The organism is Chitinophaga sp. CF418, assembly GCF_900142925.1.
Taxonomy (GTDB): Bacteria; Bacteroidota; Bacteroidia; order Chitinophagales; family Chitinophagaceae; genus Chitinophaga.
On sequence record NZ_FRCN01000018.1, the window covers coordinates 114,320 to 135,136 of the forward strand.

Here is a 20,817-nt window from a genome sequence, read left to right on the forward strand (position 1 = left end):
TTTAAAGCCTCCTGGTCAACCGGGAGGCTTTTTTATTTCCGGCAGCGAGGCATCCTGACATTTTACTAACTTCGCGCCATGCATTACGTTACGGTAGAAGGACTCACAAAAACTTTCGGCGCAGGGCCGCTTTTTAAGGACATTTCTTTCCATATAGAAGAAGGAGATAAGATCGCACTGGTTGCCCTCAATGGCGCCGGTAAATCTACATTACTCCGCATCCTGTGTGGACAGGAATCGCCGGATGCCGGTACAGTCTGGATCCACAAGGGGGTGACGGTGGTAATGCTGGAGCAGCAATCTGCTTTTGAACCGGGAAAATCCATTTCTGAGCATTTGTTCTCCCAGTCCCACCCGGTACTGGCCGCTATCAGGGACTATGAAATACTGACGGACGACGAGGAAGGAGAGCCGGACATCGATAAGCTGACCCAAGCCATTGAGCGTATGGATGAGCTGAACGCCTGGCATTTTGATTCCAAAGTGAAGCAGATACTCGGGAAACTGAATATTCACCACCTGGACCAGAAAATGGGCAACCTTTCCGGAGGACAGCTGAAACGTGTAGCGCTAGCCAAAGTGTTGATAGATATAGGGTTTGAACACCGCCATACCCTCCTGATCATGGACGAACCTACCAACCACCTGGATGTTAGTATGATCGAATGGCTGGAAAATTACCTCGACCAGGAGAATGTGACCCTGTTGCTGGTAACGCACGACCGTTACTTCCTGGACAGCGTCTGCAACGAGATCATGGAAATTGACCAGCAGCAACTGTTTATTTATAAAGGAGACTACGAGAATTACCTGGAAAAGAAAGCAACCCGTGAAGAACAGGACAGGGCAAGTGTAGAGAAGGCCAGGAATGTATTCCGTAAAGAGCTGGAATGGATCAGGAAACAGCCCAAGGCCCGTACTACAAAATCCAAATCCCGCATAGACGCTTTTGAAGACGTAAAGGAAAGGGCCAGTGTACGGCTGGAAAAACAGCAGCTGGAACTGAATGTGAAAATGACCCGTCTGGGCGGAAAGATCATTGAACTAAAAAAAGTATATAAATCCTTCGGTGACCTGAAGATCCTGAAGGGCTTTGATTACACGTTCAAAAAAGGCGAACGGGTAGGGGTGGTAGGCAAGAACGGGGTAGGGAAGTCTACCTTTGTGAATATGCTGCTTGGACTGGAACAGCCCGATTCCGGTAAGATCAATACCGGTGAAACTGTCGTGTTTGGTAACTATGACCAGCGTGGATTGATCGTTAAAGAAGACATGCGGGTAATAGAGTTCGTGAAGAATATTGCCGAAAACTTCCCCCTGGCAGATGGTACAAAAGTCAGCGCAGCACAGTTCCTGCAGTTGTTCCTCTTCACGCCCGAGAAGCAGTATACCTACATTTCCAAGCTGAGCGGAGGAGAGAAAAGAAGATTACACCTGTTGAGCATCCTGTTCCGCAATCCGAACTTTCTGGTATTGGATGAACCTACGAATGACCTTGACCTGCCGACGCTGAGCATCCTCGAGGAGTTCCTGTTGTCTTACCAGGGCTGTATCATTATCGTAAGCCACGACAGGTACTTTATGGATAAGCTGGTGGATCACTTGTTTGTGTTTGAAGGAGATGGAGAAATACGCGACTTCCCCGGAAACTATACACAATACAGGGAATGGGAGAAAGACCGTTCCGAAAAGGATAAGGAAGAGGCCCGTAATGAAAATAAGGCTCCTGAGAAGCCGGTACCGGTGGCTGCTCCTGTCGTAGAGGCAAAAAAAATGTCCTTTAAGGAGAAACGTGAACTGGAGCTGCTGGAGAAAGACATTGCAGCGCTGGAGGCAGAAAAGAAAGAGATAGATGCAAAGATGGGTGCAGGAGAGCTGCCTTATGAACAATTGGAACCATTATCCCGCCGTGTCGGGGAAATTCTCCAGCTGCTGGATGAAAAAGGTCTGCGCTGGTTGGAGCTTAGTGAGATGAGTTAATTGTCCTGATAATAAAAATAGTAAAGGACGTCTTTGCAGGCGTCCCTTACTATTTTTATCACTATTCTTTCTTATCATGTATCTGAGATGCCTTCAGATAGATCTTTTTGCCCTTGTCATCCACATAGTATTTTCTGTCTTTTTTGTCGATATAGACAGTTTCCCCATTGGGGCCTTCCTTGCCTTTATATGTCTTATCAGTGACCTTCATGGCCCCTTTCACGGCCACAGAAGCAGTTTTGTTGGCGGTTTTATTAGCTACTGCAGCGGTCTTCTTGCCTATTTTTTTTGCTGTACTGTCTATGCCCTGGGCTATACTTTGCTGACCAAAGAAAAGCGCTGACGCTGTAATGGTGGCAGCTAACATTCCCTGGCGTAATGTTTTTGAGTTCATAAGAACAGATTTTAAGGTTGTGTAAAGTCAATATGAATGTTATTATTCAATTTTGATGCCAGCAACATCTTCCATATTTTTAGAGGCCACCATATATGATAATTTAAAAGGTAATAGTTGGAGGAGATCTGGTACACCGACCTTTCAGATCAGGAGCTTTGGAGCAGGCTGATAAATGGGGATGAGGGCGCTTTGGCCTTCATTTATAATACATGGTTCCCATCATTATATAAGTATGGGATGAAGTTACATGCGGATAGCAGCCGGATAAAAGACTGCATACACGACCTCTTTGCAACGCTGTGGCATAGCCGTGCTAATCTGTCCGTTACAGACAATATCAGGTTTTACCTGTTCGCCAGTCTTAAAAGGAATATCATAAAACACAGCCGGAGAGAAGGAATATTCAGGCTATTCGGTACTTTAGGTACTGATAACCATTCCTATATGCCTTCACATGAACAAAAAATAATAGACGATCAGTCTCATGATGAGCGCAAACAGAAACTAAGCCGGGTGATCGACAAATTGCCAAAACGCCAGAAAGAAATCCTCTACCTCCGATATTATGAAGGACTGTCTACCGAGGAAACCGCCGAAATTATGTCACTAAGTGTTAACTCCACATATGTATTGTTATCAAAAGCATTGAATTATCTCAAAAATCATAGTGGAGAATTGATGGTTTTGATAATTTCCTGGGGAGATCAACACAACAGTTTCTAAATATTTTATAGAATTTTTAAAAAAAGATCGAAAAAGACGCTAAGATTTTTCGATCCTGTTGCTTTACTACTTAAAGCTTAGCTGAGTAGCGCCCGATTATGGATTACAAAGATTACACAGTAAGGGATTTTCTGCATGATGAATTGTTTCGTAAATGGATCAGCCATCCGGACCGCGATACTGAGCTTTTCTGGGAAACCTGGATGCGTGAAAACCCTGATCAACGTAATATAGTGAAGGAGGCCCGCGACGTACTGTTGATGATAGGAACTGAGGAATATACACCTACAGCTGAAGATCAGGCAGAAGTCTGGAGCAGGATCGCCTATACTATCCGGGAAACTCCTCAGAAAACGTCCATCTTTGCAATGTGGCGCTATGCTGCAGTTTTCCTCGGAGTACTTGCTGTTGCAGCTGCTGGCTGGCTTTTCCTGCATCGGGGAAAAACAGTAGAAGTGACCTATGCTACTACTTATGGCGAGACTAAGAAGATAGTATTGCCGGATAGTTCAATGGTAAGGCTAAACGCTAATTCTACACTCAGATGTAGCATCAGTAGGAATGGGAAGCGTGAAATATGGCTGAACGGGGAAGGCTTTTTCTCTGTTGTGCATGACAATAACAATGCTCCTTTCCTGGTACATACATCAGATGTAGACGTGCAGGTAATAGGTACCGAATTTAACGTAAACACAAGAAGAATAATGACGCGTGTGGTATTAAATAATGGAGCTGTAAAATTAAAACTGAATGGAGATGGTCAGGAGGACATTAAAATGAAGCCGGGTGAAATGGTAAGTTATTCTACTACTACCCAGCAGCTGTCCCGCAGGAATGTAAATCCTGCAGACTACAATGCATGGCTTGACAACATGTTTGTTTTTAATGAAACGCCTATTGCGGAAGTCGCTGCAGTGCTACAGGAAAATCTGGGAATTAATTTAAATATAGAAGATCAGGAATTACAGAAAGAATTATTTACAGGTAGCATACCAATGTCGGATGTAGAAATATTTTTCAGGACTTTGTCTCGTTCCTTACATGTGGTTATCGAAAAAAAGGGCAATAACAGTTATAGTATCAGGAGAAAAAAAACCTAGTCGAGTTTAGTTTATAAATCAACCAACCTTAATCTATTTGCTTATGCCTGGAAATTACTTTAGGTGTATGGGGAGTCGTGCTGCCCTGTTGTTACTATTGCCTGCCATGGGATATGCAGCGGATAGGAGCCATTATACTCAACAGCAACAGCTGTTTGCATCAACCAGTACTACACAACATGATGCCGGACGGCAATCACTGAAAGATGTCCTTGTTTCATTGGAGTCTAAGTACAAAGTAAGAATTAACTATATCGGTCAGAGTATCGGAAGCATTCAGACGGAACCACCTGCAGCGAAAGCAGCATCTGAAAAATTCGTACAGTACCTGAACCGGTTCCTGAAGCCACTTAAATTAGAAGCAGAAGAAGCAGGAACAAATGTGTACATCATATACAAACAGGAAGCTCCTGCTCCCAAACCTGTGCCATCTGTCGAAAAAAAAGAGGCAGAAGAACAGCAAAAACCGGTAACAGTCACCATTAGCGGAACCGTTACAGATGATGCAGGTGTATCGCTGCCCGGCGTAACTGTTGTAGTAAAAGGAACTTCCAATGGTGTACATACGAGCAATGACGGTAAATATGAACTGAAGAATGTTCCGGAAAATGCACATATACTTTTCAGCTTCATCGGTTTTAAATCGCAGGAAATAGTCTTGAAGGGACAGACAGTATTGAACGTCAGGTTGAAAACAGATGTACAGGCTGTAAAAGATGTGGTGGTAACAGGGTACTATGAAATTAAAAAGGAGAGCTTTACAGGTATTGCCACTGTACTAACTGCTGATGATGTGAAAAGAGTGAATCCTCAGAATGTACTTAGCAGCCTCCAGGCCTATGACCCTTCCTTTAAACTTGTAGAAAATAATATCCTCGGATCTAATCCTAACAGGATACCCAATATCAATGTAAGAGGTACCACGGCTCTTCCCAGTGCCGATGTTTCCAAGTTAACCAGGAACAGTATGCTGACAGGAGTTACCAATCAGCCTACTTTTATATTGGATGGTTATGAAGTGAATGTTCAGACCATCTTTGATCTTGATCCGAACAGGATCGCTTCCCTTACTTTATTAAAGGATGCTGCCGCAACTGCTATCTATGGTTCCAGAGCGGCGAATGGCGTTGTCGTGATTCGTACCAAAACACCGAAAGAAGGTAAGCTGACGGTGAACTATGGTTATGAAATGACGCTAAATGCGCCTGATCTTTCTGATTATCATGTACTGAATGCAGCTGACAAACTGGAGTATGAGCGATTGGCGGAATTGTATGTGGCTGATCAGGTAAGTAATCCAATCGATCTGGAGATGCGGTACTATCAGAAAAAGAAAAATGTACTGAGCGGTGTGAATACCTATTGGTTATCGCAACCACTGCAGGTAGATCTGGGGCATAAGCATTCCCTCTATCTTGAAGGAGGAACGCCGGTTGTGAAATATGGTATTGATGTACGTTACCAAACCAACAATGGTGTAATGAAAGGCTCCTACAGAAAGCGCTACGGGCTGGCCGCTTCTCTGTCTTATAATGTACAGAATAAGATCCAGTTCAGGAATCAGATCTCTATATCACAGGTGGATGGAAGGGAATCTCCTTACCGGGAGTTTTCAAACTATGTAAAAATGAATCCCTACTATCCAATGACAGATTCTACCGGCCGGCTGTTACGTGAAGTAGATAAGTGGAGTTACCGGACTGGTGCTGCTGCTTCACCCACAACTGACGCTGTGTTAAATCCGTTGTATGAGGCTACTACAGGAAGCGTGGAGAAGTCTGAATATGTGGAATTCATGGATGCATTTTCCGGTGAGTGGACCATTGATCCCGCATTAAGATTAAGAGGACAGATCAGTCTCACAAAAAGAAGATCTACGGCCGATAAATTTGTGTCTCCCCTCAGTAACGATTTCTATAATGTAACCGGAGACGCGCTGAAAGATCGCGGCAGGTATACTTTTTCTGATGAAGATTTCTGGCAGGCCGATGGTAGCGTGACGCTGAGTTATTCAAAACAGATCCGTCACAGTTTCCTTAACCTTTCACTGGTCACCAATATCCAGAACAGGACTAATGACAGGAAAACATTTGTAGCGCAAGGGTTCTCCAACGACAGGTTTTCCCAGATAGGATTTGCGCGCCGCTATGAAATAGATGGCTCTCCCGATGGAGAATATGCCCAGGACAGGTTAGTAGGTTCTTTCCTTAATATCAACTATTCCTATAAGAACAAAATCCTGATGGATGGCACTATTCGTCTGGATGGCTCTTCCAAGTTCGGTACCGATTCCAGGATGGCTACCTTTTGGTCTTACGGTGTAGGTTATAATGTTCATAATGAAAAGTTCATTCCACATAATGTGATTTCCCAGCTTACCCTGAGGGCTACTACCGGTTTGACTGGCGATGTGTCTTTCCCGTCCTATTTATCCAATACCACCTATCAGTATTACAGTAACGACTGGTATTCCACAGGCGTTGGCGCTATATTCAAGGCTTATGGTAACGCTGCATTGAAGTGGCAGCGTACAAAGAACTATGACGCCAGTGTTGAAATGGACCTGTTTAACGGAAGATTTTATATCAATCCACGTTACTACTATAAATTAACCAAAGACCTGCTGGCGGATATCATTGTGCCTCCATCCGCTGGTTTTACAGAGTACAAAGCCAACCTGGGTGAAATGATCAACAGGGGCTTCGAATTGACTGTCCGCAGTACTGTGCTGCGCGGAAAAGACTGGTCTTTCAACATGTTTGCTAACCTGGTAACCAATAAAAATAAGATCACCAAGATCTCTAATGCGCTGAAGAGTTACAACGATAAAGTAGATGACAAACAGGAATCTGATCCTAACCTGAATTCCGTTCCGCTGCTGCGTTTTAAAGAAGGAGAATCTCTCAACACCATTTATGCGGTAAGATCAATGGGAATTGATCCGGAGAATGGGAAGGAAATTTTTGTAAAAAAAGATGGGACCTATACACATACCTACAGTGTGAAAGACATGGTGCCCGTGGGAGACATGACGACGAAAGTAGAAGGAACATTCGGCGCTGGTATGTACTACAAAAACTGGATCGCTGAAGTGAGATTCTATGGCAAGGGCGGTGGAGACCTTTACAATCAAACCCTGGTAGACCGTGTGGAGAATGCGGATCCGCGGTATAACGTAGACCAGCGTGTGCTGGATTCCCGCTGGAAAAATCCCGGCGATCATGCTTTATACAAAGATATAGCAGATCATGGGTCTACCCGTACTTCTTCCCGTTTTGTACAGCGTGACAATGTGATAGAACTGAGATCAGTTTATCTCTCTTACAACATTCCTGCAACAGTAGCCAGACGTTATAGGATGAACAATCTGCGTTGCGCACTGAATCTGAATGACGTATGGCGTACATCCACCATCCAGGCGGAAAGAGGTATTGATTATCCGTTTGCGAGAACATTCACATTCTCATTATCTACTCAGTTCTAAAAAGAAGCAAGATGAAGAAATATTATCTACTCATAATATTGATAGCGGGCCTGGTATCATGTAAGAAATGGCTGGATGTAACACCGCAATCTGAAATAGCGCAGGGAGTACTGTTCAGTACACAGGCAGGTTTCGAAGAAGCGTTAAATGGTGTGTACAGCCGTTGTGCCCAGGAAGATAGTTATGGTAAGGAGATCACTTGTGGCTTCCTGGATGTGCTGGCACAGAATTATGTTATTACAAACCTGGATCCGCAGGGATACAGGCAAACAGCGCTGTATAATTATAATGAGGAACGTTTCATGAGCAGAAGGGATGATGCATGGAAAGCATTGTACGCTGCCATCGCCAACAGCAATCTTATACTACATCATATAGACGCTAAAAAGGATGTTTTCACAGGCAGGGAATATGAACTGATAAAGGGAGAGGCGCTGGCATTGCGGGCATATCTTCATTTTGACCTGCTGCGTTTATTTGGTCCTGCCTATATAAGTGATCCTGGTGCGCTGGCTATTCCCTATGTAATGGACTTTACCAATAAAGTAACACCGATGTCTACTGTAGCGGGTGTGCTGGACACAGCGATCCTGGACCTTACTGCTGCCAAAGAGTTATTAAAGGTATCTGATCCTATTCTGGACGCGGGTTATAAGGTAGGATATCCCCTGAAAGATTCCAGTACAGAACAAACAGGACCACTGTTCCTGCAGAATCGTCGCCATCGTATAAATTATTATGCAGTGTGTGGAGAACTGGCCCGCATATATCTGTACAAAGGCGATAAAGCAAAAGCACTTGCCAATGCATTGGAAGTGATCAACTCAAATAAATTTCCATGGACACGCCAGAATGATTTCCTGAATCCTGATGATGAGAAGAAGGATCGCATCCTGTACAGAGAGTTGTTGTTTGGGTGGTATGTTCCCAATACATCCGGCGCCTTGAATAGCCGTTTCCGTGATGGAGAGAATGCACTGTTCATTACCTCCAGTGAAGGGCAGAATCTTTATGAAACAGGCAGTGTTGGCGGTGATGATTTTCGTTACAAGCAATGGTTCAGCGAAAAAAGTGGTGGATTGGGAACCCGTATGCAGCTTGAGAAATACTACAGGGACGGTGACGCAAACATTCATTACCAGATGGCTCCTGCACTGCGCCTGAGTGAGATGTATTATATCGCTGCCGAATGCACTTTTGATAATGACCCGGCAAAGGCATGGGGGTACTTTAACACTGTTAGGTTTTACAGGGGTATTGGTATCGGCGCCACCAACGAGGCCTCTAAGGATGTATTTATGACGGAGCTGGTGAAAGAATGCCGCAAAGAATTTTATGGAGAAGGGCAGATCTTTTACATGTACAAGCGTCTGAACAAACCAGTTGTTGGATTGGCTGGCGCCAGCTATCCTGCAACTAACAAGATGTTCGTACTGCCATTGCCAGACGATGAAATCCAATTTGGTAACAGATAATTAAACCTACGGCCAGATGAAAAAATATCTTTTATTCAGTGTCCTTTGCTGTATGGTATGTCTTGCCTGCAAGAAGGAAGAAACACCTCTATTCAATACTACAGAGAATGTCTATTTTGATTTTATGCCCGATGAAGACGATGATAAAACAGATAGCCTTCTTTATTCTTTTGCCTATTTCCCTGACAAAGGTGAAGACACTGTATTCATTCCGGTGAAGATCTCCGGTTTCCGCGAAAGCAGGGAAAGAACCTTCATATTAACAACAGTAGATAGCAGTACGACTGCAATTGCCGCTGTTCACTATGTTCCCTTAAAGGATAAATACATTATGGCGGCAGATTCCGGCATATGTATGGTGCCACTGATTCTGCTGAACAAAGACACACTGCTGAAAACAAAAACGCTGACCATCGGACTTACCCTGAAGCCTACAGCAGATTTCGGAGTAGCGTTCACCTTGCAGAATAAAGGTATTGTGAAGTTTTCCAACAGGCTGGAGAAGCCGGGCTGGTGGAATGCCTGGGCAGGCGAGCTGGGTGAATATTCCAGGGTAAAACATGAGTTATTTATCAGGGTATCGGGTACTACTGAACTCGGCACTAATTTCCAGGACTTTAACACGATACCTAAAGCCCTGTATCATACAAGGCGATTCAAGTCTTTTTTGCTGGATCCGTTTAAATGGGTGGAGCAATATGCGGAAGAAGGTTATGTGATCACAATGGAAGCTGACGGGTATTATTATTTCTACAATAGTAAGAATCCTGGTACAAAATACCGCCTGGAAAAGAATCCTGATGATGGCCGATATTATTTCAGAGATGAAAATGGTAAGCGTGTCTAAGTTAAATACTATACAATGAAAAGAACATTTCTATATATACTGATAGCCTTGCTCGCTCCCTTTCTTTCTGCTTGCTTCAAAGACAAGGGGAACTATGACTATATAAAACTGGGAGAACCGGTTGTATCCAATCTGGACACACTTTATACTGTATTTACAGGAGATAGCCTGGTTATATCTCCTAAAATTGTGTTGCCTGAGGGCAGGACTGATCTGACCTGTTACTGGAAGATCGACATTCCCGAAGAAGCGCGTTCTGATGATCATGAAGGATTAGAACTGAGAATACTTTATGGCCTGGGTGCAAAAAGGTATAGTGCTTTGCTGATCGTGAGGGATAACGGTACCGGAATGCAGTATTACTACAAATTTGTTATTAATGGTAGAACTGCATTTACGACGGGAACGCTCGTATTGACAGATGAAGGCGGGCTGGCAAAACTATCATTTATTAAACCGGATGGTACAGTACAGTCTGATCTTTATCCCTCCATCAACGGCGAAAGCATTGGAACAAATCCCCTGCAGATTATTCCCCTAAGGAACACCAGTTATATGAACGTTAATTTCGCTTATTGGATCGTATGTGGTGATGTTGCAAATCCCGCAGTGGAAATTAATAGTGACGATCTGAAGCGGATAAAGTACCTGAAAGAGAACTTTTACGATCCTCCGGGTGAGCTTCTCCCGAATTATTTCCAGCGCTTAACGAACGGCACTACTACTGCGGTGATGAATGAAAAACTGTATATAGGTACCACAGAGACTGCTCCTTTCGGCACCTATTATGGTTATTTCAGCAGTCCGATACCAGGCAGTTACAATCTGGCCTCCGACCTTGTTTATGCTTACACGAATGGCGGGGCTTATTATCTCGGCTTTGATAAAGTGAAAAAGTGTTTCCTGCGTTTTGATCCGACCACTTATTTCGGCACAGATTACATCCAGGAAGATTCACTTTTTAATCCAAAGAATCTGAAGATGGATCTATTGGAAATGGAGAAGATTACAGAGAATGATGTGTATGCATTTTGTGACAGCAGTGGACAGACTTATGAACTGAAGTTCAGTCTGAATTTCCTGGATGGTAATTCCCGTTTCAAAACAGGTTATAAGCGGAAATTTAAAGGCGATAGCCTGCTAACCGCTCAAACCAAATGGCAGTCTTCTCCTGTCGGTGCATTTTACTTCACTTCAAATGACAAGATTTACCGTTACAACCCGATTAACCAGGAATTGAGACAGCTGGACGCCAATTTCGGCGGAAAGCAGGTAACTATGATAAAGATGCAGGAGGATGGCAATAAGCTTGTTGCAGGCACACAAAACAGTATTTACACACTTGATATAAGTACCGGTAAGTATGGCAATATACTCAGCCAGGTGGATGGCCTGCCGGGAAATGTAGTTGATATTTTCGTCAGACAATGACGCCTGTTATGTAATCCTATCCTGAATAAACCTATTTAACCAACCATTAACCCTACAACAAAAAGCCCCGCGATACTTTTCGCGGGGCTCTGTTATACTGCCGTTTGCTATTATTTGCAAGCGCCTTTTACAAAAGGAGCATCTTCAAACTTTAGCTTGCTCTGATCTTTGTCAAATACAGGATTTCCCTGGGCATCAAGAGAAGAAGGTATCGCTTCAAATACCTGGTCGTTTTCCACCTTAAATACTACAGGTCTTTTGCTAATAGTACCTTCGCTCATAAAGCTGTACTCAGCCTTGATAATATTATTGGCAATGGTACCTGTAATAATGCCCTCGTTTTTATCTTTTTCGAAGAGATGATATTCCAGCTGCCCGTTTACCACTTTATTATCAGTTTCAAATTGCAGATAGGAGGTATCTTTTCCGGAGATCTTAGTATAACACTGTTGAGCAGGTGTCGATGCCGGCGCTGTAACAGTTATAGTACTGGTGTCCTGCTCCTCTGTTTCAGGTGTATTACTGGCAGGCTGCTGGCAGCTAAACATCGTTAATAAGGCTGCAGCTACAAAATAAGGTTTCATGTAACAAGTTTTGCCTTATAGAACGAATAGCGTGCCAGTAAGTTACCTGCCCCAGAAATTATCTTCCTGTGTTATATCAGAGGAATAGATCCTGGCCTTCACGATCCGGCCTCCTGTTACTGTATACACGTCGGTGTTATCCACATCCAGTTGCTGTCCTCCGGGTTTTTGCGCCGTCCACCGAATGAGGCAGGCCACACTGTTGCCATTGGTTGTGACTGATTTGATCTCTGCCAGTCTGAGCGTGTTGCCGGTCACTTCAAACATACCACCCACCATCTGAAAGACTTCCGTAACATTGCTCTTTACTCCTGAGAAGCGGTTGTTGCCGGGTTGGTCCCATTCGATAGCGGTGTCCAGTAATGCCGCGAGTGTCTGGTTATCGCCTGTTTGTACTGCGGTCAGAAATTGGGTAACTACTTGTTTAGCCTGATTTTCCATATTGTTTGTTTTTAATTGAGTGATTTGATATTGCAAAACTATTTCCTGTACGCCCGGGCATTATTATCTTTATACGACAAACAATTACCATTTGACGACATGTTATGGAGAATAGCCGGAGACATTTTGTGTTGAACCTGATAGCTTATGCCGCCTTGCGTGACATTCCCGCCACGCAGCTTTGTCGCTTGTCAGGAATAGACCTGGCTGCGTTAAAAGCAGATACCGGCTACACCGTTAGTAAGCAGCAGCTGGATGCAATATGGCAACAGGCCAGCCAGCTCTCAGACGATCCTTTATTCGGATTGCACTTCGGGGAGTCCTTACAACTGTCGGCCCTTGGTATAGTAGGAGAAATTATCAGGACAAGTGATACGGTGGGAATGGCGGTGGAGAAGGCTGCATCATTATCACATCTTTTGACGGATCTGTTCAGGATAGTGGTGGAATCTTCGGGCAAGGTCTTTACCATTCGCTTCTTGCCCCAGACGGAGAGGCCGGATGCTTTTTCCTTTCGTCAGACGCTGGAGTTATTCATGGTCTTTGTGGTGCATGAACTGGATGGTTTGTTATTGCGGAAAATAAAACCTGTAGCTGTACGCTTGCCTTACCGCCTGGAAAATGCGGAAGAATACGAAAGAGTGTTTCGGTGTATGGTAGAAAAGAGTGCTGCTGAATATGCGCTTGTATTTGACAGGGAATATCAGCAGGAACCACTGCTTACGGCAAACTATGATATGCAGCAAGCCTTGTTGCGAAGGGTGAATGAAAGTATAAATGTAACGGGAGGGGCATTAGGAGACAAGATCCGTCATTACCTGTTGACAAATGCTTATCTTGGAATACCTTCGTTGAATGAAATTGCTGCTAATTTTAATGTCAGTGCCAGAACATTACAACGTAAGCTAAAGGAGGAAGGTATCAGCTATCAGGATGTAGCCGATGAGGTCAGGAAATCGCTGGCTATTCATTATCTCGAAGAGGGCGGTTATCCGGTAAAGGAGATATCGTATATGCTGGGTTATAATGAGCTAAGTGCTTTTACAAGGGCATTTAAAAGATGGACAGGCAGGACGCCTGTCAGTTTTCAGAAAGAATAATACAACGCTATAACTATGGAAGCTAATAAGCCTATTGGCTGGTACCTCAAAGAGGCTGACCAGCAAATCACATCTTACATGAATGATGTTTTCAAAGACCTCTCTATCACACGTTTTCACTGGATGGTGATACGGAATATAGCAGAGCGTGGACGCATCAACACCTGGCAGTTTTTCCAGGAAGTAAAGAACTTCGTTACCGTACAGGAATTTGGAGAAATTATACAGTCGTTCGCAGACCGTGGCTGGGTAGTGATGGGTGCAGAAGATACCTGTTCGCTTACTGCGGCAGGGGAGGAAGCATATAAAAATCTTGCAACACTGCAGCAGGAAAGAGCTGCACATATGATGCGTGGAATCAGTGATGATGAGTATAAACTGACCCTCAGTGTACTGAACAGGATCATAGAAAATATTGTTCATCAATAGCCGGCTGGTGGCCAGCTCTGTTTCGATGTAAATGCCGCTGCAGTTGTGGTAAGTTTGCAGGAAAAATGGGGGTATAAAAAGGAAAACTGTTTTTGTGGTGTAAATGATTTATCTATACTTTTGTCTGGTCTTTAAATCGTGGTTATTATCAATAAAAATATATTAATATGGCAAAGTTACCCAAGTTTATGATTGCAGATGATCCAGTTACGGATCCTGACAATGAATATATCTTTCATACCGAGCAGCCACGTTTCTTCGCTAAACGGGTAGAAGAAGACGAGGAGAAAGCTTATATTGATATTGTGGCAGAGGTTGATAATGTGGATGAGTTTTTCAAAAATGCTCCCGGTAAGAAAGAAGAACTGCTCGACCAGCTGGAAGAGTGGTATTATTCCTATCTGGAATGGCTGGAAGAAGATGAGTATGACGACGAAGACGAAGAATAACTGATCAGTTAAAAAATTATTAAGAAAGTCAGCATATGCTGGCTTTCGCTGTTTAGACACCATGCTTTTGATATGACCGAACTTAACTTATACCAGGTAGATGCTTTTACAAACCATGTTTTTGGTGGTAACCCGGCCTGTGTTGTACCCCTGGAAACCTGGCTGCCTGATGAGCAGTTGTTGCTGCTGGCAAGGGAAAATGCGGTAGCGGAAACTGCTTTTTTCATTCCCGGAGGGGAGGGTTTCGCTTTACGCTGGTTCACCCCTGAAATAGAAATGGACCTCTGTGGGCATGCTACATTGGCAACAGCGCATGTGATAAAAACAATCCTTGGTTATAAGAAGGATAAAATACTGTTTAGCTCCGCCAGTGGACAGCTGGAGGTTAGTTTTAAGGATGACCTGTATGTGCTGGATTTCCCTTCCCGGAAACCGGTGAAAGCGGTCCTGCCGGATATTATTAGCAACGCCCTTGACAGGCAGCCGCTGGCTGTCTTAAAGGCCAGGGATTATGTGCTGGTCTATGGCGCTGAAAGCGACATACGGGATATCAGGATCGACAGGCAGGTCCTGGACCAGATCAACCTGGACCCCGGAGGGGTAATTGTTACTGCACAGGGGAGCGACTGCGATTTCGTGTCCCGCTATTTTACGCCACAGGCTTCTATACTGGAAGACCCTGTTACCGGATCGGCTCATTGTTCACTGATACCTTATTGGAGTGAGCGTTTACAGAAGAAGGAATTAAGCGCCCGGCAATTGTCCGAAAGGGTAGGAACACTCTATTGCACGGATATGGGGGAACGTGTGCTGATAGCTGGCAATGCGCGTACTTATTCGGCAGGAAAATGCTGGATATGACATTTTATAAAATAAACAGATTTAAAAAAGGGGCTATATTTTGAGCCCCTTTTTTATTGGTTCAAGCTTGCATATGAGTTGCATATGACCAGGATATTCCTCCGTTCTTCCTCCGTTCTTCCTCCGTTTTTCCTCCGTTTTTAACGGAAGAAGAACGGAAGAATATCCTGGTCATATGCAACTTGTATCCAGCTTAAATGGGCATGCTGACTTTGCCATAATAACCACGAAAGGGTCTTATAACTGGATTAAGGGCCTTTATGTCAGGATTAAGGGCTTTCGTATACATTGTTTTAAACCGGGTTGAGATCTTTCCTAACATTGCACCGTGAATCACGGTTGTGCATACCCTTCTACCACCAGATGACAATGCATGTAAGGCCTAAATCAATGATTTTTTACAATTCCGGCGCCCCTGCCCCCGGTAACTTTGTAAAAACAAAAATCAATGAAAAGCTTACTATACCTGGTATCAGCGATGTTGTTATCCCAGATGACCATCGCCCAGGTTGCAAACAAAAAGGAGGTTAATATGCAAAACAAAGAAGTAATCAGCAGACTCTATGACGAGGCAATGAACAAAAGAAATACAGCGTTACTGCCTGAGTTAATATCTGCCGCTTATGACGGCCCCAATTTTAAACAGGTGGTTACCGGATTAATTGAAGCTTTCCCGGACGCACAGTGGGTAGTGAAAGATGTGGTTGCTGAAGGTAATAAGGTGGTTGTATTTCAGCAATTCCAGGGTACACACCGTGGTACATTCCAACATATCCCGGCTACCGGAAGAAGAGTAGCAAGTGATGGTGTGGTGGCATATGAATTGAAGGATGGCAAAGTCATTCATAGCGAAACACTTACCAATCGCTTAGGTTTTTTACAGGAACTGGGAGTACTGCCTAAAGAGCTCATTGGTACTCCGGACAATGTGATTTTCATCGATAAATTCATTGTTCCTGCTACGGCCACAAATGAGTTCCTGGAGAGAGTAAAGATTAACCGCGATCTTATCAAAACACTGCCCGGTTTCATCAGGGATGCTGCGTACTCTCGTACAGATAATGAAGGTAACCTGATTTTTGTAACAGTAGCTGTATGGGCCAATAAGGCTGCATTCGAGCAGGCGAGGGAAACAGTGCAGGTAGCGTATAAGAAGGAAGGATTTGACATGCCGGAGATGTTAAAGCGCCTGGACATAACTATTGACAGGGGAGTTTATAAGGAGCTTTTAGCCCAATAAAGGCAGAGATGGAGGGGCGGCAATATAGGCTGTTTACGACATCAGGATGTTATGCAGCACATGCTATGTGATGATGTAAAGGCAGTGATATTTGGCTGATAAGATTAACTTTGCATCTTACAAAGCCCTGCATATGAAAATTGCTTTAGCTTCCCCTCCCTTTCCAAAGTCCATCAGTGACGGGCTATTCTGGCTCGAAAAATTAGTAAAAGATGCAGCCGTTGCGCAGGCGGAGATTATCTGCTTTCCTGAATCATATCTTCCTGGTTATCCGGGCATGGGATATGAAGCCGATGATCGCAAACAGGAAAGATTGCAGGCAGCATTGGATAAAGTATGTGCAATTGCTTCCGAAAATTCAATTGCTATTATAGTCCCAATGGATTGGCATTATGAAGGAAAATTGCTGAATGTAGCTTTTGTGATTTCTGCCAGCGGGGAAGTGTTAGGTTTCCAATCCAAGAACCAGTTAGATCCTACAGAAGATAATATGTGGGAGGCAGGTACCGGGCGGCAGCTCTTTGAAATCAATGGTGTGAAATTCGGTATTACCATTTGTCATGAAGGGTTCCGTTATCCTGAATCTGTCAGATGGTCCGCGCAGCGGGATGCTAAGATTGTATTTTTTCCTCACTTTGGAGGAAGTAATACGGCCGGTGTGCTGCCTAAGGTGTGGGGTAGTAAAGAGAATCCTTACTATGAAAAAGCAATCATGCTGAGAGCAATGGAAAACACCATTTATATGGCAAGCTCCAATTATGCGTCTCTTTATCCTGATGCTGCGTCTTCAGTAGTGGCGCCTGATGGAACCTGTATCAAACATGAAGCTTATGGCAGAACTGGTGTGATAGTTGTTGATATTGATCCTTCCCGGGCGACGGGGTTGCTGGCGAAGCGATTCAAGAATACACTTTACAATTGATAGTATATAATCATTAAAAGCTCAGGAAAATGGACACAAATAATCAGCACACAGCACTGTTAGTAATGGATATGCAGACGGCAGTTATCAGCTCCCTGCCGGATTACAATGAGATCACTGGTAACGTAGCAAAGGCAATTGCATTTGCCCGTTCCAAAAATATTCCTGTTCTGTTTGCGGTTGTTAGTTTCCGGCCTGGCATGCCTGAAGTCAGTATGAACAACAAGCTTTTTGCTGCGAGTAAAGAAAGGGCGAAAAATATGAAGGGAGGAAGTATGCTGAATATTGATGAAGCAGTCGTTCCATTGCCGGATGAAATTGTTGTTGAGAAACGCCGCATCAGTGCATTTACAGGAAGTGATCTTGAAGTAGTGCTCCGTGCGCAGGGTATCCAGCATCTTGTGCTTACTGGTGTATCAACGAGTGGAGTGGTATTATCCACTTTGCGTGAAGCTGCTGATAAGGATTATCGTATTACTGTATTGTCAGACTGTTGTACTGACAGGGATAGGGAGGTGCATACGGTGCTTGTGAATAAGGTGTTTCAGTCTAATGCAACGGTCGTTACACTGGAGGAATGGAGCCGTAGCTAATAGTTACAGCATTTTCCCGACCCATTTCTTTGTCTCATCTATCAGCAGTGACATCACGTCTTTTTTACCCGCTTTAAAAGAATGATCTGCTCCTTCCAATTTTACCAGCGTCGCTTTCCGCAGAGAGGCGCATACGGTTTCAATCAGGTCCCAGGTGGCCAGTGTATCTTTTGAGCCCTGTAGGAAAAGCATGGGTATCTTTATCTCTTTCAGATGATCGGCACGCTCTATAGAGGGTTTACCAGCCGGATGGAGCGGAAAACCATAGAAGACGAGCCCCGCAACTTTACTGTCCGGATGGGCTGCCAGGTATTGTGAGCTCATTCTTCCACCGAAAGATTTGCCGGAGGCGAACAAGGGTAGTTTAGGCGCTAATTCATGCGCTTTCTTGATAGCAGCCTCTATTGTTGCATGCGCAACCGCTGGTGAATCAGGTCTGCCTTTTTTATTCTCAGTAAAGGGGAAATTGAATCGTAAAGTGGCGATGCCTGCTTCTGAAAGAGCATTGGCCAATGTTTCCATGAAGATATGGTCCATACCGGCTCCTGCTCCATGCGCCAGTGTGAAGATACATTCAGGCCTGGCCGGAGCGATGTACCTGGCGGAGACTGTGCCTATAGCAGGAGATACGTCTAGTTTGAATGATTGTGTACTCATGGTGGGACAAAGTTAAAAGATATTGAGGTTATACATGATGATTGGTGGTCTTCATAATGCGGAATTATACTTGTCCGGTAATACTAAAATAACTGGTTTGTATACAAACAAAAAAGCCAGCAAATTTGCTGACTTTTCTTCGTAGCCCGGACAAGAATCGAACTTGTATCTAAAGTTTAGGAAACTTCTATTCTATCCATTGAACTACCGGGCCATAGGGCAGAACCCTAAAGTGGAGTGCAAAAGTAAACGTTTTTTACATATTTCGAGCACCCAGCCCAAAATTTGCCTCTCTTACACTGCTAATTATAAATTTTCTCAATCTGTTGATCGTATTTCTGCGTGATCACTTTCCGCTTTACTTTAAGAGTAGGGGAAAGCTCTCCGTTGGCGATCGTCCATTCCTTCGGCAGCAGTTCGAACTTCTTGATCTGCTCTATATGGCTGAAATATTGGTTATATTTCTCAACAACCTGTTGGTAAAGTTGTTGAATGTCATTGTTTTGGAGTAATTCTCCAGGAGAAGAAAAATGGAGCCCTTTTTTAGCTGCCCAGCTCTCCAGTTGTGGGAAAGAGGGAACGATCAGGGCGCCGGTAAATTTACGGCCTTCACCTACCACCATGATCTGCTCAATGAAAGGCGATTCCTTGAATTTATTCTCTATAGGCTGCGGAGCCACGAACTTGCCTCCGGAGGTCTTGAAGAGCTCCTTTTTGCGGTCTGTGATCTTCAGGAACTGATTGTTGACGAGTACGCCGATATCGCCGGTATGGAACCAGCCGTTTGTAATAGCGTCGGCGGTCAGGTCGGGGCGTTTGTAGTATCCGAGTGTAATGTTAGGCCCTTTGCACAGGATCTCGCCGTCTTCCGCTAATTTGACTTCCACATTGCTGATGAGCGGGCCTACTGTACCAAACATGCGGTCTTTCACATCTACACGGTTAACGCTGATCACGGGAGATGTTTCGGTAAGACCATAGCCCTCAAGAATGGGAATATTGGCAGCGGTGAATATTTTCAATAGCCTTACCTGACAGGCCGCAGAACCCACAACAACCGCGGCGATATTACCTCCCAGGGCTTCCCGCCATTTCTTGAATACAAGTTTATTGGCGATGGACAACTGGAAGTTATACCACCAGCCTAATGATTTATTGATCTCATATTTCTTGCCCAGTTCTACCGACCAGAAGAAAAGCGCACGTTTGATACCCTTTAGCTCCAGCCCTTTGGACATGATCTTTTCATATACTTTTTCGAGCAGCCGCGGTACGGTAGTAAAGATGCTTGGTTTAACCTCGCGCAGGTTGTCGGCGATGGTATCCATGCTTTCTGCATAGTAGATAGGTACTCCTGCAGTAAGGTATACATAAGTCACCATACGTTCGAAAACGTGATTGAGCGGCAGGAAACTGAGCGCTCTGGCTTCCTGGCTTACCGGCAGATAAGGGATACATGCCATCACATTGCTCATAATATTCCTGTGATTCAGCATGACACCTTTAGGCGTACCTGTAGTACCCGAAGTATAGATGATAGTGGCCAGTTGCTCAGGATCTATCTTTTCCCTGATAGCTTTTATCTTTTCAATATCCTCCTGTTTAGCCATATCAGGGATCTCACTCCAGTGGCGGCAGCCTGCTATTTTGGTAAAGGAGAAGATCTCTTTGAGATGGGATAATTTATGACGTATAGGTGTGATCTTGTCAAACATGTCCTGCCCGCTCACGAACAGAATAGAAGCACCCGAATCATTCAGGATGAACTCTGTCTCATGCTCGCTGATTGTTGGATACAATGGCGCCAATACCGCACCAGCCTGTTGACAGGCAAGGTCTGTCAGCATCCATTCAGGACGGTTAGGGGATACTATGGCAATCTTGTCCGAGCCTTCAGGAGTTGCGTCTCCCTTGCCTATGCCAAGCTGCAACAGCCCTGCGCTAAAACGGAGCGTAATATCGGCTACTTCCTGTGTGCTGTACTTTTTCCAGACATTGTTTTCTTTTCCTACCAGCATGTCTGACTTGGGGAAATTTTTTAGCTGGTGCTCAATGACATCAAATAATCTGCGTGGCTGCTCCATATTGTAGATCTGGCTTACGT

19 protein-coding genes and 1 tRNA gene are annotated in these 20,817 nt (G+C 44.3%); 14 read left to right on the forward strand and 6 right to left on the reverse strand.

What is annotated here, in order from left to right:
* The first annotated feature begins 78 nt into the window (after window positions 1-78).
* Window positions 79-1,980: an ABC-F family ATP-binding cassette domain-containing protein gene (locus tag F3I09_RS31120; RefSeq protein WP_149698959.1), complete on the forward strand. Its 1,902-nt coding sequence runs from the start codon at window positions 79-81 to the stop codon at window positions 1,978-1,980.
* A gap of 61 nt (window positions 1,981-2,041) precedes the next feature.
* Here the strand turns inward: F3I09_RS31120 and F3I09_RS31125 are convergent, their stop codons facing one another.
* On the reverse strand, window positions 2,042-2,374 hold the full coding sequence (locus F3I09_RS31125; protein ID WP_149698960.1) for a hypothetical protein: 333 nt from the start codon (window positions 2,372-2,374) through the stop codon (window positions 2,042-2,044).
* A gap of 117 nt (window positions 2,375-2,491) precedes the next feature.
* Between F3I09_RS31125 and F3I09_RS31130 the strand changes: the two genes are divergently transcribed.
* From F3I09_RS31130 to F3I09_RS31155, 6 genes are all read left to right on the forward strand, one after another.
* Window positions 2,492-3,100, forward strand: a complete 609-nt coding sequence (locus F3I09_RS31130; RefSeq protein WP_149698961.1) for an RNA polymerase sigma factor — start codon at window positions 2,492-2,494, stop codon at window positions 3,098-3,100.
* A gap of 98 nt (window positions 3,101-3,198) precedes the next feature.
* The gene (locus F3I09_RS31135; protein ID WP_149698962.1) at window positions 3,199-4,200 is read left to right on the forward strand and encodes a FecR family protein; all 1,002 of its coding nucleotides are present in this window, start codon (window positions 3,199-3,201) and stop codon (window positions 4,198-4,200) included.
* Between the two features lie 67 nt (window positions 4,201-4,267).
* A complete protein-coding gene (locus F3I09_RS31140) occupies window positions 4,268-7,684 on the forward strand; it encodes a SusC/RagA family TonB-linked outer membrane protein (RefSeq protein ID WP_223233447.1) in 3,417 nt (1,138 codons plus the stop codon).
* An 11-nt stretch (window positions 7,685-7,695) separates the two neighbouring features.
* The gene (locus F3I09_RS31145) at window positions 7,696-9,159 is read left to right on the forward strand and encodes a RagB/SusD family nutrient uptake outer membrane protein (protein ID WP_149698964.1); all 1,464 of its coding nucleotides are present in this window, start codon (window positions 7,696-7,698) and stop codon (window positions 9,157-9,159) included.
* A gap of 16 nt (window positions 9,160-9,175) precedes the next feature.
* Window positions 9,176-10,006 carry a DUF4843 domain-containing protein gene (locus F3I09_RS31150; protein ID WP_149698965.1) on the forward strand — a complete coding sequence of 277 codons (831 nt, stop codon included), beginning with the start codon at window positions 9,176-9,178 and terminating at the stop codon, window positions 10,004-10,006.
* 15 nt (window positions 10,007-10,021) lie between these two features.
* Window positions 10,022-11,437: a PKD-like family lipoprotein gene (locus F3I09_RS31155; RefSeq protein ID WP_149698966.1), complete on the forward strand. Its 1,416-nt coding sequence runs from the start codon at window positions 10,022-10,024 to the stop codon at window positions 11,435-11,437.
* Window positions 11,438-11,547: 110 nt separating this feature from the next.
* Here the strand turns inward: F3I09_RS31155 and F3I09_RS31160 are convergent, their stop codons facing one another.
* Entirely contained in the window at window positions 11,548-12,021 is a 474-nt protein-coding gene (locus tag F3I09_RS31160) for a hypothetical protein (RefSeq protein ID WP_149698967.1), read from the reverse strand.
* A 42-nt stretch (window positions 12,022-12,063) separates the two neighbouring features.
* On the reverse strand, window positions 12,064-12,462 hold the full coding sequence (locus F3I09_RS31165; RefSeq protein ID WP_149698968.1) for a nuclear transport factor 2 family protein: 399 nt from the start codon (window positions 12,460-12,462) through the stop codon (window positions 12,064-12,066).
* Window positions 12,463-12,566: 104 nt separating this feature from the next.
* On the opposite strand from F3I09_RS31165, the gene F3I09_RS31170 reads away from it, so the two are divergent.
* The 7 genes from F3I09_RS31170 to F3I09_RS31200 all read left to right on the forward strand — a co-directional run bounded on the left by F3I09_RS31170 (window position 12,567) and on the right by F3I09_RS31200 (window position 18,056).
* Entirely contained in the window at window positions 12,567-13,562 is a 996-nt protein-coding gene (locus F3I09_RS31170) for an AraC family transcriptional regulator (protein ID WP_149698969.1), read from the forward strand.
* Between the two features lie 15 nt (window positions 13,563-13,577).
* Window positions 13,578-13,991 (forward strand): MarR family winged helix-turn-helix transcriptional regulator, encoded by a 414-nt coding sequence (locus tag F3I09_RS31175; protein ID WP_149698970.1) that lies wholly within the window; start codon window positions 13,578-13,580, stop codon window positions 13,989-13,991.
* Between the two features lie 167 nt (window positions 13,992-14,158).
* Window positions 14,159-14,440: a hypothetical protein gene (locus F3I09_RS31180; RefSeq protein WP_149698971.1), complete on the forward strand. Its 282-nt coding sequence runs from the start codon at window positions 14,159-14,161 to the stop codon at window positions 14,438-14,440.
* A gap of 72 nt (window positions 14,441-14,512) precedes the next feature.
* Complete coding sequence (locus F3I09_RS31185) at window positions 14,513-15,301, forward strand: PhzF family phenazine biosynthesis protein (protein ID WP_149698972.1); 789 nt, start codon at window positions 14,513-14,515, stop codon at window positions 15,299-15,301.
* Window positions 15,302-15,749: 448 nt separating this feature from the next.
* The gene (locus tag F3I09_RS31190; RefSeq protein ID WP_149698973.1) at window positions 15,750-16,541 is read left to right on the forward strand and encodes an ester cyclase; all 792 of its coding nucleotides are present in this window, start codon (window positions 15,750-15,752) and stop codon (window positions 16,539-16,541) included.
* A gap of 133 nt (window positions 16,542-16,674) precedes the next feature.
* Entirely contained in the window at window positions 16,675-17,463 is a 789-nt protein-coding gene (locus F3I09_RS31195) for a carbon-nitrogen hydrolase family protein (RefSeq protein ID WP_149698974.1), read from the forward strand.
* A gap of 29 nt (window positions 17,464-17,492) precedes the next feature.
* Complete coding sequence (locus F3I09_RS31200; RefSeq protein WP_149698975.1) at window positions 17,493-18,056, forward strand: cysteine hydrolase family protein; 564 nt, start codon at window positions 17,493-17,495, stop codon at window positions 18,054-18,056.
* Between the two features lie 3 nt (window positions 18,057-18,059).
* Here the strand turns inward: F3I09_RS31200 and F3I09_RS31205 are convergent, their stop codons facing one another.
* From F3I09_RS31205 to F3I09_RS31215, 3 genes are all read right to left on the reverse strand, one after another.
* Window positions 18,060-18,713: an alpha/beta fold hydrolase gene (locus F3I09_RS31205; protein ID WP_149698976.1), complete on the reverse strand. Its 654-nt coding sequence runs from the start codon at window positions 18,711-18,713 to the stop codon at window positions 18,060-18,062.
* A gap of 142 nt (window positions 18,714-18,855) precedes the next feature.
* Window positions 18,856-18,927, reverse strand: a tRNA-Arg gene (locus F3I09_RS31210).
* 88 nt (window positions 18,928-19,015) lie between these two features.
* Complete coding sequence (locus F3I09_RS31215; protein ID WP_188134029.1) at window positions 19,016-20,797, reverse strand: long-chain fatty acid--CoA ligase; 1,782 nt, start codon at window positions 20,795-20,797, stop codon at window positions 19,016-19,018.
* Between the last annotated feature and the right edge of the window lie 20 nt (window positions 20,798-20,817).

Coding starts and splice junctions, on each gene's coding strand:
- F3I09_RS31120 (WP_149698959.1), top strand. CDS start 79: ATGCATTACGTTACGGTAGAAGGACTCACAAAAACTTTCGGCGCAGGG.
- F3I09_RS31125 (WP_149698960.1), bottom strand. CDS start 2,374: ATGAACTCAAAAACATTACGCCAGGGAATGTTAGCTGCCACCATTACA.
- F3I09_RS31135 (WP_149698962.1), top strand. CDS start 3,199: ATGGATTACAAAGATTACACAGTAAGGGATTTTCTGCATGATGAATTG.
- F3I09_RS31140 (WP_223233447.1), top strand. CDS start 4,268: ATGGGGAGTCGTGCTGCCCTGTTGTTACTATTGCCTGCCATGGGATAT.
- F3I09_RS31145 (WP_149698964.1), top strand. CDS start 7,696: ATGAAGAAATATTATCTACTCATAATATTGATAGCGGGCCTGGTATCA.
- F3I09_RS31150 (WP_149698965.1), top strand. CDS start 9,176: ATGAAAAAATATCTTTTATTCAGTGTCCTTTGCTGTATGGTATGTCTT.
- F3I09_RS31155 (WP_149698966.1), top strand. CDS start 10,022: ATGAAAAGAACATTTCTATATATACTGATAGCCTTGCTCGCTCCCTTT.
- F3I09_RS31160 (WP_149698967.1), bottom strand. CDS start 12,021: ATGAAACCTTATTTTGTAGCTGCAGCCTTATTAACGATGTTTAGCTGC.
- F3I09_RS31165 (WP_149698968.1), bottom strand. CDS start 12,462: ATGGAAAATCAGGCTAAACAAGTAGTTACCCAATTTCTGACCGCAGTA.
- F3I09_RS31170 (WP_149698969.1), top strand. CDS start 12,567: ATGGAGAATAGCCGGAGACATTTTGTGTTGAACCTGATAGCTTATGCC.
- F3I09_RS31175 (WP_149698970.1), top strand. CDS start 13,578: ATGGAAGCTAATAAGCCTATTGGCTGGTACCTCAAAGAGGCTGACCAG.
- F3I09_RS31180 (WP_149698971.1), top strand. CDS start 14,159: ATGGCAAAGTTACCCAAGTTTATGATTGCAGATGATCCAGTTACGGAT.
- F3I09_RS31185 (WP_149698972.1), top strand. CDS start 14,513: ATGACCGAACTTAACTTATACCAGGTAGATGCTTTTACAAACCATGTT.
- F3I09_RS31190 (WP_149698973.1), top strand. CDS start 15,750: ATGAAAAGCTTACTATACCTGGTATCAGCGATGTTGTTATCCCAGATG.
- F3I09_RS31195 (WP_149698974.1), top strand. CDS start 16,675: ATGAAAATTGCTTTAGCTTCCCCTCCCTTTCCAAAGTCCATCAGTGAC.
- F3I09_RS31200 (WP_149698975.1), top strand. CDS start 17,493: ATGGACACAAATAATCAGCACACAGCACTGTTAGTAATGGATATGCAG.
- F3I09_RS31205 (WP_149698976.1), bottom strand. CDS start 18,713: ATGAGTACACAATCATTCAAACTAGACGTATCTCCTGCTATAGGCACA.
- F3I09_RS31215 (WP_188134029.1), bottom strand. CDS start 20,797: ATGGAGCAGCCACGCAGATTATTTGATGTCATTGAGCACCAGCTAAAA.